The 18,008-nt window shown below is 38.6% G+C and carries 19 protein-coding genes; 18 read left to right on the top strand and 1 reads right to left on the bottom strand.

What is annotated here, in order from left to right:
• On the bottom strand, positions 1-312 hold the full coding sequence (locus BR30_RS0107585; protein WP_026564495.1) for a hypothetical protein: 312 nt from the start codon (positions 310-312) through the stop codon (positions 1-3).
• Positions 313-408: 96 nt separating this feature from the next.
• On the opposite strand from BR30_RS0107585, the gene BR30_RS0107580 reads away from it, so the two are divergent.
• The 18 genes from BR30_RS0107580 to BR30_RS0107500 all read left to right on the top strand — a co-directional run bounded on the left by BR30_RS0107580 (position 409) and on the right by BR30_RS0107500 (position 18,003).
• Positions 409-858 carry a hypothetical protein gene (locus tag BR30_RS0107580; RefSeq protein ID WP_026564494.1) on the top strand — a complete coding sequence of 150 codons (450 nt, stop codon included), beginning with the start codon at positions 409-411 and terminating at the stop codon, positions 856-858.
• Between the two features lie 61 nt (positions 859-919).
• The gene (locus BR30_RS0107575) at positions 920-2,671 is read left to right on the top strand and encodes a sensor histidine kinase (protein WP_026564493.1); all 1,752 of its coding nucleotides are present in this window, start codon (positions 920-922) and stop codon (positions 2,669-2,671) included.
• Positions 2,672-2,676: 5 nt separating this feature from the next.
• Positions 2,677-3,423 (top strand): LytR/AlgR family response regulator transcription factor, encoded by a 747-nt coding sequence (locus tag BR30_RS0107570; RefSeq protein WP_026564492.1) that lies wholly within the window; start codon positions 2,677-2,679, stop codon positions 3,421-3,423.
• Positions 3,424-3,561: 138 nt separating this feature from the next.
• On the top strand, positions 3,562-5,355 hold the full coding sequence (gene cstA, locus BR30_RS0107565; protein ID WP_026564491.1) for a carbon starvation protein CstA: 1,794 nt from the start codon (positions 3,562-3,564) through the stop codon (positions 5,353-5,355).
• A gap of 317 nt (positions 5,356-5,672) precedes the next feature.
• Positions 5,673-7,088, top strand: a complete 1,416-nt coding sequence (locus tag BR30_RS0107560; protein ID WP_026564490.1) for a branched-chain amino acid transporter BcaP — start codon at positions 5,673-5,675, stop codon at positions 7,086-7,088.
• Between the two features lie 181 nt (positions 7,089-7,269).
• The gene (locus tag BR30_RS0107555; RefSeq protein ID WP_026564489.1) at positions 7,270-8,511 is read left to right on the top strand and encodes an ATP-binding protein; all 1,242 of its coding nucleotides are present in this window, start codon (positions 7,270-7,272) and stop codon (positions 8,509-8,511) included.
• A gap of 169 nt (positions 8,512-8,680) precedes the next feature.
• Entirely contained in the window at positions 8,681-9,862 is a 1,182-nt protein-coding gene (locus BR30_RS0107550) for an HD-GYP domain-containing protein (protein WP_035445201.1), read from the top strand.
• 140 nt (positions 9,863-10,002) lie between these two features.
• Positions 10,003-11,196: a hypothetical protein gene (locus BR30_RS0107545; RefSeq protein ID WP_026564487.1), complete on the top strand. Its 1,194-nt coding sequence runs from the start codon at positions 10,003-10,005 to the stop codon at positions 11,194-11,196.
• 148 nt (positions 11,197-11,344) lie between these two features.
• Complete coding sequence (locus BR30_RS0107540; protein ID WP_035445199.1) at positions 11,345-12,427, top strand: membrane protein; 1,083 nt, start codon at positions 11,345-11,347, stop codon at positions 12,425-12,427.
• Complete coding sequence (locus BR30_RS0107535; RefSeq protein ID WP_026564485.1) at positions 12,414-14,582, top strand: molybdopterin oxidoreductase family protein; 2,169 nt, start codon at positions 12,414-12,416, stop codon at positions 14,580-14,582. The genes BR30_RS0107540 and BR30_RS0107535 overlap by 14 nt, the downstream gene beginning before the upstream one ends.
• The gene (locus BR30_RS0107530) at positions 14,583-15,143 is read left to right on the top strand and encodes a 4Fe-4S dicluster domain-containing protein (RefSeq protein ID WP_007086371.1); all 561 of its coding nucleotides are present in this window, start codon (positions 14,583-14,585) and stop codon (positions 15,141-15,143) included.
• Positions 15,144-15,154: 11 nt separating this feature from the next.
• A complete protein-coding gene (locus BR30_RS0107525) occupies positions 15,155-15,679 on the top strand; it encodes a Rieske 2Fe-2S domain-containing protein (RefSeq protein ID WP_026564484.1) in 525 nt (174 codons plus the stop codon).
• Positions 15,669-15,860 carry a hypothetical protein gene (locus BR30_RS0107520; protein ID WP_026564483.1) on the top strand — a complete coding sequence of 64 codons (192 nt, stop codon included), beginning with the start codon at positions 15,669-15,671 and terminating at the stop codon, positions 15,858-15,860. Before BR30_RS0107525 ends, BR30_RS0107520 begins: the two co-directional genes overlap by 11 nt.
• The gene (locus tag BR30_RS0107515; RefSeq protein WP_026564482.1) at positions 15,853-16,164 is read left to right on the top strand and encodes a hypothetical protein; all 312 of its coding nucleotides are present in this window, start codon (positions 15,853-15,855) and stop codon (positions 16,162-16,164) included. Before BR30_RS0107520 ends, BR30_RS0107515 begins: the two co-directional genes overlap by 8 nt.
• Positions 16,151-16,432: a hypothetical protein gene (locus tag BR30_RS0107510; RefSeq protein ID WP_026564481.1), complete on the top strand. Its 282-nt coding sequence runs from the start codon at positions 16,151-16,153 to the stop codon at positions 16,430-16,432. Before BR30_RS0107515 ends, BR30_RS0107510 begins: the two co-directional genes overlap by 14 nt.
• A gap of 27 nt (positions 16,433-16,459) precedes the next feature.
• A complete protein-coding gene (locus BR30_RS37710) occupies positions 16,460-16,648 on the top strand; it encodes a hypothetical protein (protein ID WP_155928472.1) in 189 nt (62 codons plus the stop codon).
• 25 nt (positions 16,649-16,673) lie between these two features.
• Complete coding sequence (locus BR30_RS0107505) at positions 16,674-17,336, top strand: sensor histidine kinase (RefSeq protein WP_026564480.1); 663 nt, start codon at positions 16,674-16,676, stop codon at positions 17,334-17,336.
• Positions 17,337-17,349: 13 nt separating this feature from the next.
• Positions 17,350-18,003 (top strand): response regulator, encoded by a 654-nt coding sequence (locus BR30_RS0107500; RefSeq protein ID WP_026564479.1) that lies wholly within the window; start codon positions 17,350-17,352, stop codon positions 18,001-18,003.
• Positions 18,004-18,008 lie beyond the last annotated feature (5 nt).

Genomic DNA, 18,008 nt, shown 5'->3' with positions numbered 1-18,008 from the left:
TTATCCTCCGAAACCACCCTTTGACCCACTTCCGAAACCACCTTTAAAGCTCGATGAGGATTTGTAGGACTTATAAGCCGAGGATTTCAAGAGTGATGATTTATTGCGATAATAACTTCCTCCATAAAAATAATGACCATAATGGGACGAATGGGTATCATCACATTCCCAAACCCCTTGATCATCGTCCCAGTCCCAGTCTCGGCAGGTGCTGTCGTCTGGCTTGGGCGGGCGATCGCTTGAACAGCCAGAAAGGGTGCCGGCTACGAGTGAAGTGATGACACCAGTCACTAACCATTGGGTTTTCTTCACCATTTCACGCTCCTTTTTTAATTGATAATCTAATTATAAAAGCAAACCTTGGGAAAACAATGGTAAAATGAAAAGAAAAAGAAAGAGTGATGAAATTTGAGGTTGGAATATCGAAAGGATGACGAATATCAAAAGTTTCCTGCCCTTTGGAATTATCAACACTTGACGGTGAGTGAGGCTGTAGCAAGAATGTCATGTGAATACTTCGTGAAAGAAGGAGAAACGTATGTGGTAACGGCCACTGCCATCGATCCTGATGGAACGACTGTCCTTTATGTAAAAAAAGAAGATGCCTACACGGATGTCACGGAGAAAAATTATTCACATATAGGTTTTGAGGTGAGAGAGCTTCAAAGAAACGGGTCTGTTCTTATCGAGCAAAAGGAAGTTTGGAATCATGAAGAAGTGCTGACTCTTCTTCATTCCGATTTTATTTACATCCAAAGAGATGGAAAGTGGTTGGAATTCAACCTAGATTCAAGGGAGATTGATGAAGATCGAAAATGTTATATTTATTATGGGAGTTTTACGGGAAAAACTCGCTAGAGACAGTTGGTTTATTTTTTTGGTACTGTAGTAGGGAAGTATAGACGAAAGGTGAGATACCATGATTGAATTATTGCCTCTCATGCTTGAACGTGTTGGTATTCTTATCATAGTAGCGTTTCTTCTCTCAAGGATGAAATCATTCCGTCAAATTATACATAATGAACACGGAATTACCGCTAAAGCAGCGCTGATTGCAATTTTCGGTGCCTTCGGAGTCATCAGCAACTACACGGGTGTAGAGATAGGACATGGGACGATTACCTCCCAGGACTGGCTGACAAATATGGACAATGAAAGTGCCATTGCTAATACTAGGATTATGGGAGTAACAATTGGTGGTTTACTTGGCGGACCTATAGTTGGTATTGGGGTCGGGTTAATTGCTGGAATCCACCGCCTGACTTTAGGCGGTTTTACTGCTGAGGCTTGTGCCCTATCAACGATTATGGCTGGGGTTGTTACAGGTTTCTTAAGCAAACGGTTTAAGATCCAAGAAGGAAATTCACCCTGGAAAGCCGTAATCATGGGAATATTCATGGAATGCGTTCAGATGGGGATTATTCTTTTAATAGCCAGACCATATAACGAGGCCGTGAATCTGGTTGAGGTGATTGCCCTCCCAATGATTGTGATTAATGGTTTCGGGACCCTTCTATTTGTGTTAATTATACAGGAGATTCTTCAAGAGCAAGAACGAATGAAGGCGCTTCAAACACATAAAGCGTTGTATATTGCCAATCAAACACTGCCGTTCTTCAGACAGGGTTTAAATGTGGATTCATGTACAAAAGCAGCCGAAATAATTCTTAATTGGACCAATGCGGATGCCATTTCGATTACAGATCAGACCCATGTTCTTGCTCATGTGGGTACAGGCTCAGACCATCATATTCCCTCAGGAAATATGGCAACCGAATTAACGAAGACGGTGCTGGAACAAGGAAGAATCACGATTGCAAAGACTGCACACGAAATTCAATGCTTTAATCCAAACTGCCCTTTGCAGGCAGCCATCGTCTTGCCATTAAGGATTCATACTAAAACCGTAGGGACACTAAAGTTGTATTTCACTGATTCTAGTAAACTTGACCGTGTTGAGCAAGAATTGGCAGAAGGATTGAGCAACCTATTTTCAGTCCAATTGGAAATGGCTGAACTGGAAATACAAAGAAGATTATTAAAAGATGCGGAGATTAAGGCGTTGCAGGCACAAGTCCATCCACATTTCTTATTTAATGCCATAAATACCATTTCAAGCCTGATTCGTACAGATGCTGATAAAGCTAGGAGTCTATTAATCAAACTTAGTACCTTCTTCCGAAGTAATCTTCAAGGGGCAAGGCAAATGCTCATACCGCTTGAAAAAGAACTTGAACATATTGAAGCTTACCTAACCATTGAGCAAGCACGCTTTCCAGACCGTTATCATGTTGAATTAGATATTGATCCAGCGTTAGAAAGAGTACTGGTTCCGCCATTTACGTTGCAGCCGCTGGTTGAAAACGCGATTCGATATGCTTTTCCAAAAGCTAAAAGTGGGACAGTTTTGGTTCGCGCTTATCAGGAAGGGGAGAACATGGTCCTTCTAACAAAAGATGATGGAAAGGGGATCTCAACTGAGCTGCTTGGTACTCTGGGTAACCAAACAGTAGATTCTTCTGGTGGAACAGGAACAGCACTCTGGAATATCAAAAAGCGAATCGAAGAAATTTATGGTCAAACTGCTTCATTCCAAATAGAAAGCAACTTGAATAAAGGAACGAAAGTATCAATTACACTACCGTTAACACAACAACAAAAAGTGGGGTGAGGATGTTGTTAAAGGCCTTTGTTGTGGATGATGAACCATTAGCAAGAGATGAATTGGCCTATCTTCTCAAACGAAGCAAACAGATTGAGATCGTAGGGGAATCGGATTGTGTTGAAAGCGCGATAGAAAAAATAAGTAACCTCGACCTGGATGTGATTTTTTTAGATATCCAGCTGGCTGATGAAAGTGGTATCGAAATTGCTGCACATATAAATAGACTTAATCATCCTCCATTCATTGTCTTTGCGACGGCATTTGATGAATATGCTCTCCAGGCTTTTGAATTAAATGCTATTGACTATATCTTAAAACCTTTTGAAGAAAAGAGAGTCTTACAAACGATTGATAAGTTATATAAGCTAATAGAAAATCAGAAACAAGCAATTCCTTTTTCTAGTCAGAAACATAATCTTGGAAATGAAAGGTCAGAAAAGCTCGCGATCACAATTGATGAAAAAATTGTAATCGTAAACATTAGTGACATACTCTATATTGGTACAAATGAGGGGAGAACAGTCATTGCCATAGAGAATACAAAGTACTCTGTCAGTGATTCGCTGGTCACTTTCGAAAGAAAATTGCAGCATTCATCCATCATTCGTGTCCACCGAGCCTATTTAGTTAATGTTGATGCCATTGTCGAGATCGAACCATGGTTTAATTCTACCTACAACATAATTATGAAGGATGGAGAAAAGGTTCCAGTAAGCAGAACCTATACAAAAGAGTTAAAGCAGCTTCTTGGTTTTTAAGAAGCTGTTTTTTGCATTTCATTCTATTATTCTTGTTTTTCATCCTCTAAAACTTGCATTTTAGAATGAAAACCTTATGTTAGCGTTTTCTTTCGGTATGCTAGAGACAAGAGAAAAAATGTAGGAGGTAAGAGTAGGATGAATGCGGTTTCAATTGTTATCGGCTCAATCTGTATATTAATGATTGCTTATCGTTTATACGGAACATTCATGGCAGCAAAGGTATTAAAATTAGATGATTCAAAGCAGACACCGGCACATGAATTAAACGATGGAAAGGACTATGTTCCAACCAATAAATGGGTAACATTTGGTCATCACTTTGCAGCCATCGCTGCAGCAGGACCACTTGTCGGTCCCATCCTTGCAGCACAATTTGGATACTTGCCTGGTTTATTATGGCTCTTAATTGGGGCAGTTATTGGCGGAGCAGTCCATGATGCAGTTGTCCTATTTGCATCAATGCGGAAAAAAGGAAAATCCTTATCAGAAGTCGCCAAAGACGAGTTGGGGCCTGTTGCGGGTTTTTGTACAGGTCTAGCGATGCTATTCATTATTACCATCACAATGGCAGGACTTTCCATGGTTGTTCTTCATGCACTTGAACACAATCCATGGGGTACTTTCTCAGTGGGAATCACAATTCCAATTGCGATGTTGGTAGGAATTGCTTATAAAAAAACTGGCAACTTAAAATTAACATCCACCGTCGGATTTATTCTCGTAATGGTTGGCGTATTTGCTGGTCCGTCCATTCAAGGTACGGTATTAGGTGATTGGCTGACATTAGATACAAAAACATTAGCTATTATTCTACCGATTTATGCGTTTTTTGCAGCGGCGTTACCAGTATGGCTATTACTAGCACCACGTGATTACTTAAGCAGCTTTATGAAAATTGGTGTATTTATTGCGCTCATCATCGGGGTATTTATTATTAATCCCGCAATTGAGATGCCTGCTTTCACAAAATTTACATCAGGCGGCGGCCCAGTTCTGGGCGGACCTGTTTGGCCGTTTATCTCAATCACAATTGCTTGTGGCGCGATCTCTGGTTTCCATGCTTTCGTAGGCTCGGGAACTACACCAAAAATGCTTGATCGTTGGTCTGATATTAAGGTTGTTGGTTTTGGCGCGATGCTAGTAGAGTGTGTGGTTGGTATTATGGCATTGATTGCGGCAACAGCCCTTCAGCCGGCAGATTACTTTGCCATTAACTCGACACCTGAAGTATTTAAGACACTTGGTATGCAGGTACAGGAACTGCCAAAACTTGCTGATGAAATTGGGATTAATCTTGAAGGCAGAACAGGCGGTGCCGTAACATTAGCGGTAGGTATGACCTATATCTTCACTGGCATTCCGTGGTTTGCAAAACTATCATCATACTTCTTCCAGTTTGTTATTATGTTCGAAGCGGTATTTATTCTAACTGCCATCGACTCAGGAACTCGTGTTGCTCGTTATTTAATCCAAGACTTTTTCGGGGAATTCTATAAGCCGCTGAAGAAGACAGATTGGCTTCCAGGATCTATTTTTGCAAGTGCATTAGCATGTTTTATGTGGGGATACCTGCTCTTCTCTGGGGATATTGGTTCTGTTTGGGCATTGTTTGGTGTTTCCAATCAACTAATGGCATCGATTGGCCTAATTGTCGGTGCGACAGTGATTCTGAGTATTGCAGACAAACGCCGTTACATGCTGACCTGCTTGATACCGCTAGCTTATCTCTTTGTTACTGTAAACTATGCAGGATATTGGATGGTGAAAAACGTTTATCTCAATCAGGCAGCTGCGGGTTATAGTGTCTTGAATGGGGTATTGTCTATCATTATGTTATTATTAGGTATGATTATAATGATTACAGCTATTAAGAAATGGATTAGTATGTGGAATTCACCTCGGGTAAAGCTGGAAAGTAAGATTGCTTAAACAATAATGAAACCGATGATTTCGTAATATTACGAAGTCATCGGTTTTTTTGTGGAAATAAAACAGAACGGTCTGAAACTCAAAATTTAATTTATTATACTCATATAGTAGAAACTTTTAACCTTGGTATATAAAGCGGAAAGAAATCACTGTATTTTCCATGGTATTATTTTCAAATAATTATATTTTTCAAAAAATATTGCTTTTTTACGAAATTAATTATATTATTTCGATATATAATTTTTTAATTTCTTTATACAATTTTATGCGGGGTATTTTTTCAGAACATTCCGACATAAATAATGGAGGTTTAGCTAATGAATTTATTTAGAAAAAAATCAATTCAGGACCTCATTCAAGAAGCTGGACAAAAAGATGTAGTCTTAAAGAAAGATTTAGGGGCATTTGAATTATCCATGCTTGGAATTGGGGCTAGTATAGGAACAGGAATATTTGTACTAACAGGGGTTGCTGCCGCAGAACATGCAGGGCCAGCACTTATTTTATCTTTTATCCTATCTGGACTAGCTTGTGTCTTTGCCGCCCTTTGTTATGCGGAATTTGCTTCTGCGGTTCCAGTATCGGGAAGTGCATATACCTATAGTTACGCAACATTTGGTGAGCTCATTGCCTGGATATTGGGATGGGATTTAATCTTAGAATATGGATTAGCTTGCTCTGCGGTTGCAAGTGGATGGTCCGGCTATTTACAAGGATTGCTCGAAGGGTTTGGTATTCATTTTCCTAAAGCATTAACTAGTGCGTATGATCCAGCAAACGGGACATTTATTGATGTCCCGGCCATCCTAATCGTACTAATTCTTACATTACTACTTACACAGGGTGTTAAGAAATCCGCTCGATTTAATACGATTATGGTAATTATTAAACTGGCAGTAGTGTTATTGTTTATTGGTGTAGGTGCTTGGTATGTAAAGCCTGCAAACTGGACACCATTTATGCCATTTGGTTTCTCAGGTGTTACAGCTGGTGCAGCAACCGTATTTTTTGCTTATATTGGTTTTGATGCTGTAGCTACTGCAGCTGAAGAAGTAAAAAATCCGCAAAAGAATATGCCAATTGGTATTATTGCATCCTTACTAGTTTGTACCGTGCTATATATCATTGTTTCTGGAATTTTAACTGGTATTGTTCCTTATCAAGAATTAGGTGTGAAAAATCCTGTTGCATTTGCACTTAATTATATTCATCAGGATTGGGTAGCAGGTTTTATTTCATTAGGTGCGATTGCAGGTATCACCACTGTATTATTGGTTATGCTTTATGGACAATCTCGTTTATTCTATGCAATCAGCCGTGATGGCCTCTTACCAAAAGTATTTTCTAAGGTTGATAAGAAGAAGCAGACACCAATGGCGAATTCATGGATTACTTGTTTACTAGTTTCGATTTTTGCTGGATTCATTCCGTTGAATAAACTGGCAGAGTTAACAAACATCGGAACGTTATTTGCCTTTATGACGGTGGCAGTAGGAATTCTATTTCTCCGTAAAAACAAGCAAGCACCAAAGACTGGATTCCGTGTTCCATTTGTACCATATATTCCGATTCTAGCTTTTGTATTCTGTGGATACTTAGCGCTTCAGTTACCAAAAACAACATGGATTAGTTTTGGAGTGTGGCTTGTGATTGGATTATGCGTCTATTTTGGATATGGCCGCAAACATTCAACCTTAAATAATACTGTTGAACAAATGAAAAAAGTTAGCTAAGAGATAAAAGTAGAAGGGCTTACCACGAGTAAGTCCTTTTTTTTGTGGATTGTATCGAAATGTGTCGAAATTCATCGATTTTACAAAATTGATGTCAATTAAGTGAAAGAAAGATGATAAAATAGAAGCAGGATTTTTATTACTTACTTTTTGAAGATTAGATTAGGGGAGAAACTACATCATGAAAGAAGGCATCAAGAATCCAAAGCTTATTTTTGAAGAACGGAAGGCAATCATACTATTTATCTGGTTATTTAATTTCATATTTTTTTCTTGGGATATTTTCTATTATTATTTTCGTCTATATTTCAATGGAGCATCACATAGGGAAATAAGAGGTGGGCTAGGATTATGGATGTACCTAATATTAGTAGGAGTTTTAATTCTAGCTATTTATTATATAAAAGTAGGTAACATCTATATTGTAAAATATTTATACATTTCTAGTTTTCTAATTATTGATATTATAGACAATCTAGTGAGGTATATTGGGACTACAGAACATTTTGCAACAGGAAATATAGTCGAAGTTTTATTAATTCTCTATACTCCGATTTTTGTGAATAAAAGGTACTTTTGGACAGTGTCCATAGGTCTAATTGGTAAGGATTTACTATTAGGATTGATATTAGAAGACCTTAATGTTTTAATACCAGTCCTTATCTATCTAACTATTTCAGTATTAGCGTATATTTTATTAATCCGTTTTTATTCTTATATTAATTCCTTAACAACGGTTTACGATGAGCTTCGTCAAAAAGAAAAGCTTGCTGTCATTGGTCAAATGGCTGCGGCTATTGGACATGAAATCCGAAACCCTTTATCTTCATTACGAGGCTTTACACAATTGCAGCAAGAACGATACCCAAACACAAACGATTTTTATCCAATTATGATTCAGGAAATTGATCGGATTAATACAATCGTACATGATTTGATGTATCTAGGTAAACCCAGAGTCATTAAATTCGAAAAAGCTAGTATTGAAGAAGTGGTTGCATATACTTTATCGATTACACAACAACAAGCGGAGAGACAAGGAGTTACGGTAGAGACAATAATGGCAGGGCCATTACCTCCTGTTGATTGTGATGAAAAACAACTAAAGCAAGTGTTTATCAATTTGATTAAGAATGCAATCGAATCCATGCCTGAGGGCGGCAGGATAGAAATACGTGTTCAAGTAGTAGAGAAACAGAAAATGGTTGTTTCTATTCAAGATGAAGGGGATGGAATTACAGAAGAGAACATTCTAAATCTTGGTGAACCATTTTTTACGACAAAAACAGATGGAACAGGTTTAGGTTTAATGGTTACGAATCAAATCATTAAGGATCATAAAGGTGAGCTGAAAATAGAAAGCAGGATTAACAAAGGTACACGGGTAATTGTATCTTTACCAATCAAACAAATAGATATATAGTTCTACAATTATACAAAATTCCTCAAAATAACATGTTACAAGGGTATTATGAATGATATATAATGTAGAGGAATATTGAAAGTTAATAGATTTTGTCTTTTCCTTTCATCGATTAAATAATATATTATATTTCCATTTCTAATGTACTTTTTGTTAAGTACTATGTGATATGTACGTGGAGGACTTTATGTTACCTAAGGAAGAAATAAGAACTGTTAAATGGTTCCTACTATTTTTTTATATAATTCTTATATCCTATGATTTTTTTTATTACTATCTTTTTCCAGCCTTCATTGAACATGAAGCAGTGGGCCCGCCTAGTAAATTTTTTTATTTAACCTATATCCTTTTAACGATATTAATTCCTGTAGCTTATTATTTAAATAAGCGTAATAAGCAAGCTTCAATAAAATACGTATTTTTTATAAGTTACATATCGGTTACTTTTATTGTGGATATTTTATCCTTCTACGGAAGGGGAGAGTCCTACAAAAGTGGGAATTTAATAGAGGTGTTTTTACTTTTATCACTTCCTCTTTTCCTTAATCGACGTTATTTTTGGCTAGTAAGTTTGGGTGTTACGGCAAGGTATTTATTTGTTGGTATAATCCTAAAAACTTCTTATGTTATCATCCCAATTATTTTGATAGCTGTACTGTCAATCATGGCATTTTTTTTATTAGTTCGTTTTCAGGGATACGTAAAAGCAATAAGTAATTCATACGACAAACAATTAGAAGGTATCGTAAAAGGTGTAATTGCTACGCTTGAATTGAAGGACCCATACACAAGAGGACATAGTGAACGTGTAGCAAGCTATGCAATATTATTAGCAAAACAAATCGGTATCTTTTCATTAAAGGAACAAAAATCTTTTTATTATGCATGCTTATTACATGATATTGGTAAAATCCATATCCATGATTCAATTTTAATGAAACCTGGGAAACTCACAAAAGAAGAATTTGAAATTATTAAAACTCATCCTACTGTAGGTGCTGAAGCAGTTAAGGATGTGGAGGGAATAAGGGATAGTATTTGTGTAATCCGTTCACATCACGAGCGCTGGGATGGAAAAGGGTATCCGGACCACTTAGTGGGAGAGGAAATCCCATTACTTGCAAGGGTTACCGCTGTAGCGGATGCGTTTGATGCGATGACATCTTCAAGATCATATCGATCTGCAATGCCGGTAGAAGTAGCATATCAGCGTATCCTTGAAGGGAATGGTACGCAATTTGACCCAACCTTAGTGGAAGAATTTAAGAAGGTATTTCCAGCATGGATTAAGTTCCACGAAAAATATCCATGGTTGAAAGAAAGTGAATTACCTAGGGAGGTGGATTTATGAAAATCCGTAAGCTAAAAAAGGTAAGAACAACTTGCTGGTGGTGTCAATTTGTCCCTGGTTGGAAAGGTTGAAAAAAAGGATGCTAGCGAAAAGCTAAGCATCCTTTCTTAATGATAAAAAACAAGCTAAAGGGTGTTAACATGAAACTTACACTTCATTCACGTCTTTTGTTGGTCCCAATTAATATTAGCATGGATAAAAAACATTTTATCGTTGAAGATTATGCATTAGGTGAGTTTTATGAGATGCCGAAGGTTTGTATTGATGCAATCCATTTAATAAACAACGGAGGGTCGTTAGAGGAAATTGAACTGATTCTTAGGGATAAATACCCTAATGAGGAAGTAGATATCCTCGATTTTGCCAATCAATTACTAATCATGAACTTGATAGATGAAGTTGATGGTGTAAAAGTTGACATGAAGGAAAAGAAAAAGAAAGACCTGGGCTTTTTATGGATTTCACCAAAACTGGGGAAATTCTTTTTTAATAAAGCTGCCTTCTATATTTATTCAACTTCATTCCTCGTCAATGTGCTCCTTTTCATCATTAAACCATCATTCATTCCACAGTATAAAGATATATTTATCTTTGATTTGATGGTGTTGAATATTCCAATTTGGATAGGGGTAACCATGATACTTGTCCTCATACATGAGTTTGGTCATATTTTAGCGATGAGAGCTCAAAATCTCCCTACGAAATTGGAAGTGGGGCACCGGTTAATTCTAGTTGTCCTTGAAACAGATATGTCATTGGTTTGGAAACTTTCCTCGAAAAATCGGAATGTTTTATTCCTCGCAGGTCTTTGCTTTGATACATTTATCCTTTCAATTGCATTGCTTAGTCAATTAGTTTTTTCCAGTCGATCAGAGATTTTTCTGCGTATAATGAACGTTGTGGTTTTCGACGTATTCATTCGCATGGTTTATCAATGCTTTATTTATATGAAGACGGATTTATATTTCGTTCTTGAAAATGTAACTGGCTGCTACAACTTAATGGAAAATGCACAGGGATTGATAAGAGAGAAACTGCCATTCTTAAAATCGCCATCAATGAATGAGGTTGTTTTTGAGGGAGAAAGAAAGACTATTTTTTTATATTCAAGCTTTTATTTAGTCGGAGTCATACTGACAGTATTAATTTATACATTCTTTTATATCCCGCAGGTATTCTTTGTATGGCAAAAAGTTTTTCCCGGGTTTTCTGAAGGTCCGACTTCTTTTCTATTCTGGGATTCCGTCCTGTTTACTTTGCAAATACTTATCGGTTTATTACTGCTACTATATTCTTGGAGAAAAAAATACACTCAAAATATGCTCCAAAACTAAATGTGACAGACATTTGTCTAAAATAACGTTTCTAGGGGTTTTTTTCCCCCATAATGGGGGAACTCCCTGATATTTATAACACTGCCGTTTTTCTTACAATGAGAGTATGAAAAAACGGTAGTGTTATTTTTATTTAGGAGGAACTCCAATGGAAGCTAATATTACAATAACTAAAAAACAAGAGCGCTCGGTCAATGGTGCGTTTGCATCTCATTTTGCTAAATCGATGTTTCTGACAGTTGTCGGACTTGCCATTTTAACGTTTATCGGTACAAGAATGTTTACACATGTTGACTTAAATCTATACGGATATATGGTAGGTACCATTGTATTTATTGGAGGATTTTTTTACCGCTTTATTGCTTGGGGAGAAAGACCGCCTACCAAAATTTTTATCAAAAAAGGCTTAAAGCTATTGTTTCGGAAAAGCACACCTAAAACGGCTGTAAATCATTTAGCCATTTATGATTTCATCCGGAATCGTGGCATGTACCGCTGGGTGCAGCACATTTTAATCGGTTGGGGCTGTGTCCTTGCGTGCTTGGTAACCTTCCCGCTAGTGTTCAGCTGGATGTATTTTACGATGGAAGAGAATGGCTACTATACCATCGTGTTATTTGGAATGAATGTAATGAACGTGAAAGCGGATGGAATCATCGCTTGGTTATCCTATAACGCACTTAATATTGCTGCAATCATGGTTACATCAGGAGTATGTATGGCTCTAAACCGCCGCTTAAAAAACATGCAAGCCAGAGCCGAACAGAAGTTTATGTACGATTTCTTACCGCTTTATCTATTATTGTTTATTTCCGTTACTGGACTTTTATTAACAGTTCAAAACGTATTCCTACATGGCTGGATGCAGTCGCAAATGTCACTGATTCATCAATTTTCAGTTATTGTTACACTCATTTACCTGCCATTCGGAAAGCTTGCTCATATTCCTTTCCGTCCAATGAGTGTATTTGCAAGAAATTACCGTGAACATTATGGAGAACAACATATGAAGGAATGTAAAGTATGCGGAGACCATTTTGTATCAGTGGAACAATCGAATGATGTTATTCAAGTTTTAGGTGTCAATGAAATGGAATTTAACATGCAGGATGGTTTTAATCTTGCAGAACTATGTCTGCCATGTCGCAGAAAATATAGAATCTCAAGATTCTCAGGCTTCGCAACACATCAAGTTAAGGTCAAGGAGGCAAACCAGAATGCAAAGGGATAAATTTTTTAAAGAAATAGAAAATCTTCGTCATCCAAATGAAACGCTCGTAAAAACTCATTGTAGTTATTGTGGAATGCAATGTGGAATGAACCTGCGTGTTAATACAAAAACAAATAAAATCATCGGGGTGGAACCAAGGTATGATTGGCCCGTAAACGTTGGAAAAATGTGCCCTAAAGGGGTTACTGCATACCAGCAAACAAACCATGATGATCGGATCCTAAAACCATTAATCCGCGATGATGCATCACTTAAGGGTACAAAAGAAGGATTTCGTGAAGCAAGCTGGGATGAGGCCTACAGCTTAATTGCTAAAAAGTTTGCCGACCTTCAAAATAATTACGGAAAAGATACATTGTCAGTATTCAGTGGTGTATCGATGACAAATGAAAAATGTTATTTGACAGGGAAGTTTGCCAGGGTTGGATTGCAAACACGCTACATTGATTATAACGGACGCTTCTGTATGTCAAGTGCAGCAGGCGGGTTCCTTCGCTCTTTTGGCGTTGACCGTGGTTCAACTCTACCATGGACAGATCTCCATGAAACAGATTGCTTGTTCATCGCTGGAAGCAATACTGCTGAGTGTCACCCAACTTCGATGTTCAGAATATGGGCTGTCCAGGAAAGAGGAGGTTACTTAATTGTAGCTGACCCACGTGAAACCCCAATTGCAAGAAGAGCGGATGTTCACTTGGATTTACGTCCTGGAACAGACCTTGCATTAGCTAATGGTATTCTAAACTTACTTATTCAAAACGGCTATGCGGATGAAGAATTCGTTAATAATCATACGAATGGCTTTGAAGAAACAAAAGAATTGGTGAAAGAATTTACACCAGAATATACAAGTGAACTGACCGGAGTGGCTCCAGAAAAAATCATCCGAGCCGCAGAAATTTACGGAAAAGCACCGAATGCTATTGTCATGTTTGCACGTGGGATTGAACAGCAGCATAAAGGTGTGGATAACGTTTCTGCATACACGAACATGGCTTTAGTTACAGGAAAAATTGGCCGTCCTAAAGCAGGAGTGGCAACATTTACTGGGCAAGGAAACGGTCAAGGCGGACGTGAGCATGGTCAAAAATCCGATTTGCTTCCAGGGTATCGAAAAATTACCAATCCGAAGCATGTGGAAGAAGTATGTAAGGTTTGGGGAATTACACCTGAAGAAATGCCGCAGCCTGGTGTTTCTGCCTATGAAATGTTCGAACTTATGGAGGAAAAAACAATCAGAGGTTTGTATTTGCTTTGCTCCAATCCAGCAGTATCCGCACCAAACTTAAACTTTGTCCGCAAAGCGTTAAAAGGCTTAGATTTTATGGTTTGTGCAGACTTCTATCTTTCAGAATCAGCTGAATTTGCGGATGTCATCCTTCCAACCGTTACATGGTCAGAGGATGAAGGAACGGTAACCAATTTAGAAGGCCGGATTATTAAAATCAATAAAGCACAAGAACCAGTTGGTGAATCAAAGCCAGATTGGCAGATTCAAGCAGAGTTAGCAGAGTACCTAGGCAGAGGCAAGTATTTCTCCCACTTGAAAACGGCGAAGGATGTCGCTGATGAATTCCGTCTAGCGTCTAAGGGCGGTTATGCTGACTATTACGGAGCAACATGGGATAAAATCGACAAGCAAGATGGTGTGTTCTGGCCATGTAAAGATGAAAACGATCCAGGAACACCACACATGTTCTTAGATAAAAAATTCTACCATCCAGATGGAAAAGCAAAAATCTGTGCCTTACCATACCGTCCGCCAGCTGAAGAGCCGTGCGCGGAATACCCGTTACGCTTAACAACCGGACGTGTTGTCTACCATTATCTTTCTGGGAATCAAACTCGCCGCATTCAGTTTTTACGGGATATGTGCCCAGAGCCATATGTAGAAGTACATCCAGAAACAGCTGCAAAATATAATATTGAACATGAAGAATTTGTACGCCTCTTTACACGTAGAGGTGAGGCTGAATATAAAGTGAAAATCACTGAAGCGATTCGAAAAGATACCGTATTTGTTCCGTACCATTTTGGCCACGAGAAATCTATTAATCTATTAACTATTCCAGCGCTTGACCCTATGTCACGGATGCCGGAATTTAAAGCGTGTGCCGCTCAGATTGAAAAACTAGAAATGAAGAAGGTGCAGTAAATGAAAAAGAGGCTATATCTTGAACTTGAAAACTGTATAGGGTGCCGCTCATGTTTGGCGGCTTGTACACAGTGTGGCGGTCATGAAGAACGTAACCGTAACTATGTTTACGATGTGAACCCGCTTGTTAACCGTCAAACCATGCCTCTTATGTGCCTGCACTGCGTAAATCCGGCTTGTGCTAGAAGTTGTCCAGCCCAAGCCATTCAAATCCATGAAACAGGTGCCGTGCTTTCGGCTCTAGTGGAAAAGTGTATTGGCTGCCAAAACTGTACCATTGCGTGTCCATATGGAATACCAAAGTTTGATACAGAGCAAAATTTAATGTACAAGTGTGATCTTTGTATCGACCGGACAAAGGACGGCATTCCGCCAATGTGTGCGAGCGTATGCCCATCGAATACATTACAATGGCTGACAGATGAAGAGATAGAAGCGAAACAAAAACAATTTAACCTAGATAACGGAAAATGGGTTACAAGTATGCCTTATTTAGAGGGCGAAACAAATGTAAAAGTGAACCTGCCTGGTATTCTGCAAGGCGTTACGAAACTGTTTTAGGAGGGATGAACATGATAGAAAAAAATAATAAAATCCCATTCAATGAAGATAATTATACCCATAATATAAACCGCAATAATGAAAGAAAACTAGACCGCCGAGGCTTTATGAAAACATTAGTTGGAGCAGCAGGAGTATTTGCTGTTTCCTCTCTTCCTTGGGGAGCATTAGCTGCAAAAGAATTAACCGGATTAGGAGATAAAAAATATCCAAAGCAAAAAATTACTAATGTTAATTCTTTGCCTGTAGGAGATGCAGTTGACTTTGCCTTTCCTGGTGAACATGACAGTGCAATCTTAATTCGATTATCTGAAAATAAATATGTAGCCTACCAAAATGCGTGTACCCACTTAAGATGCCCTGTATTTTGGAAAAAGGATGAAGGAGAAATGCTTTGCCCTTGCCATCACGGAAAATTTGATGTGGAAACGGGTGCGCCAATCGCAGGTCCACCGCGCCGTCCGCTTCCTGAAATTTATGTAAAAGTTGAAAACGGTGTAGTTTATGCCGTGGGGGTGAAACGTTATGAAGCGTAGTTACTTGCCTGTCGCCCTTCTTTTAGCAGTTTTGATGTTAAACATTATCTTTACTCAATACATGGTCCATCAATATTTCTACGAAAATTATACCAATACGATTATAGCCGCGGTCATCAACGTTATTTTATTTCCGGTTGCATTCCTTATTTATAAAAAAGGTGTGAATGTCAATGACTAGTGAGACTTATATAGATTTTTGTTTTGTCCGTCCAGAAGAAGGGGGTTTTACTGCTGAAATTGATGAGTTATTAAAGACTACTTTTGCTAAAAAGCGCCTGAATTGGTTTCTCGAGGAAAAAAACCTTGATGGGGCTGAGATGGTTATCGCAGAAATAAAAGGTATGAGTGACTGGAGTTCTGAAGAGGAAACCATTCGATTCATCGAGGATAATGCCGATGAGAAGTTTTGGGAGTATCTGCAAGGGTATAAGATGTTCATCTATCCAGTGAAGAGAGGATGTAACAGCTGTGGAACTCATTAAGCTAGAAGAAGTGAACCGGTTTGTTGGTGTGCCAGTAGAGGTAGCCATTCAAGATGCTTCGGGGGGAGACCAAGCGCCCGCAGTGAGGAAATTAGTGAAAAAGATACAGTATTGTCCAGATAGAACTCATATCCGCTTTTATTTTGATGATTTTTATTTTCTTGCCGTTCCGATTTCTTCACAAGTAAAAGAGTCAGAAGGGCAATGGAAGGCTTTTGATTCAGAAAGCGGCTTAACATATACTATAAAAAAGGTCCAGGTTTTCTAAGAAGAACCTGCCTTTTTTATTTAGGCTATGTTGAAGCTTATTGTTGATTTTGGCACCCTGTTGATTGGAGTGGAAGGCGCGAAGACTCCTGCGGGAGGACGGGGCAGGGGAGACCCCGCAGGAGCACAGCGACGAGGAGGCTCCCCGGACCGCCCGCGGAAAGCGAAGCGCCTGGAGCGGAAATCAACAGGCAAGTTTAACAGAGCCTTTATATAATTTAATAAAATACTGGAGGGGCAAAATGGATGATTTAAGTTCAAAACAGCAGATTAGCTCTTATATAATTCATTCCCAAGAAGAAGAAATCAAACGGATTGCCCTAGAACTTCATGAAGGTGTCGGACAAAATCTATATAGTATCTTAACAGGCTTACAGTTTATTAAATCAGGTGCCAAAGAACCACACATGAAACATTATGTCCGCGAAATGTCGGAGTTGATTGAAAAGACCATTCAAGAAATTAGGCTCCTATCTGTTGAATTACATCCACCGACACTGACAACCCTGGGTTTACTTCCAGCCATGAGGAGTTATCTTAAGTTATATACATCAACGTTTGGAATCCTAGTAGACTTAGATACAACGGGTGAAGAAAAATGGATATCTGAAAAAAATAGTATTACCGTGTTTCGAGTCTGCCAGGAGGCACTTGCCAATATTGCCAAGTATGCAGATACTTCCAACATAACCATTCATTTTATTTGGACGGAGGAAGAATTGACCATTACCATTTATGACTTTGGCAAAGGATTTCAACCGGAGGAATACAAGTACCTTAATCCATTATCTGGACTTGCCGCAATGAAAGAGCGAATGCTTCTGACTGGCGGTCAGTGCAACATTTCCTCTAAAATAGGGGAAGGAACGTCCATAGAAATATCTCTTCCGTTAAACTGGGATTAAAGGAGAGTTAAGAGTGATAAAAATCCTTTTGGTTGATGACCATGCAGTGGTTAGAATGGGGCTTAAGATGCTGTTAAACACGAATCCAGAAATGGAGGTAATTGGTGAAGCATCGGAAGGAAATGAAGGAATTAAACAAGCGCTAAAGTTACAACCTGATGTTGTGGTCATGGATCTAAGCATGCCGCATGGAAAAGACGGATTATCAGCGACAATGGAATTGAAAAAGTTAATGCCTCAAGTGAATATTTTAATATTAACAATGCATGATGATGAGGAGTACCTTTTTCGTGCCATTCAAGGGGGAGCATCTGGCTGTATCTTAAAAAGTGCACCACATGCTGAATTAATGTCAGCCATTGAATCAGTTGCTGTTGGAGATGCCTATTTGCATCCCTCTGCACAGAAGAGGTTGATGGAAGAATATTTGAGCAGCGTAAAACAAGATGGGAATGATACGTACAATCTTTTATCCGATCGAGAGAAAGAAGTGCTAACTCTTATTGCGAAAGGATATTCCAATAAGGAAATCGCAGAACAACTGGTGCTTAGTGTTAAAACTGTTGAAACCCACAAAGGTAAGTTGATGGAAAAACTACAGATGAAAACCAGACCTGAGTTGGTGGAATATGCCGTAAGAAAAGGGTTATTGGGTTATGGTATTTAAGGAGA

Source organism: Bacillus sp. UNC41MFS5, assembly GCF_000686805.1.
Note: the sequence above shows the minus strand (reverse complement) of the source record. Positions and strands in the feature narration are given on the sequence as shown.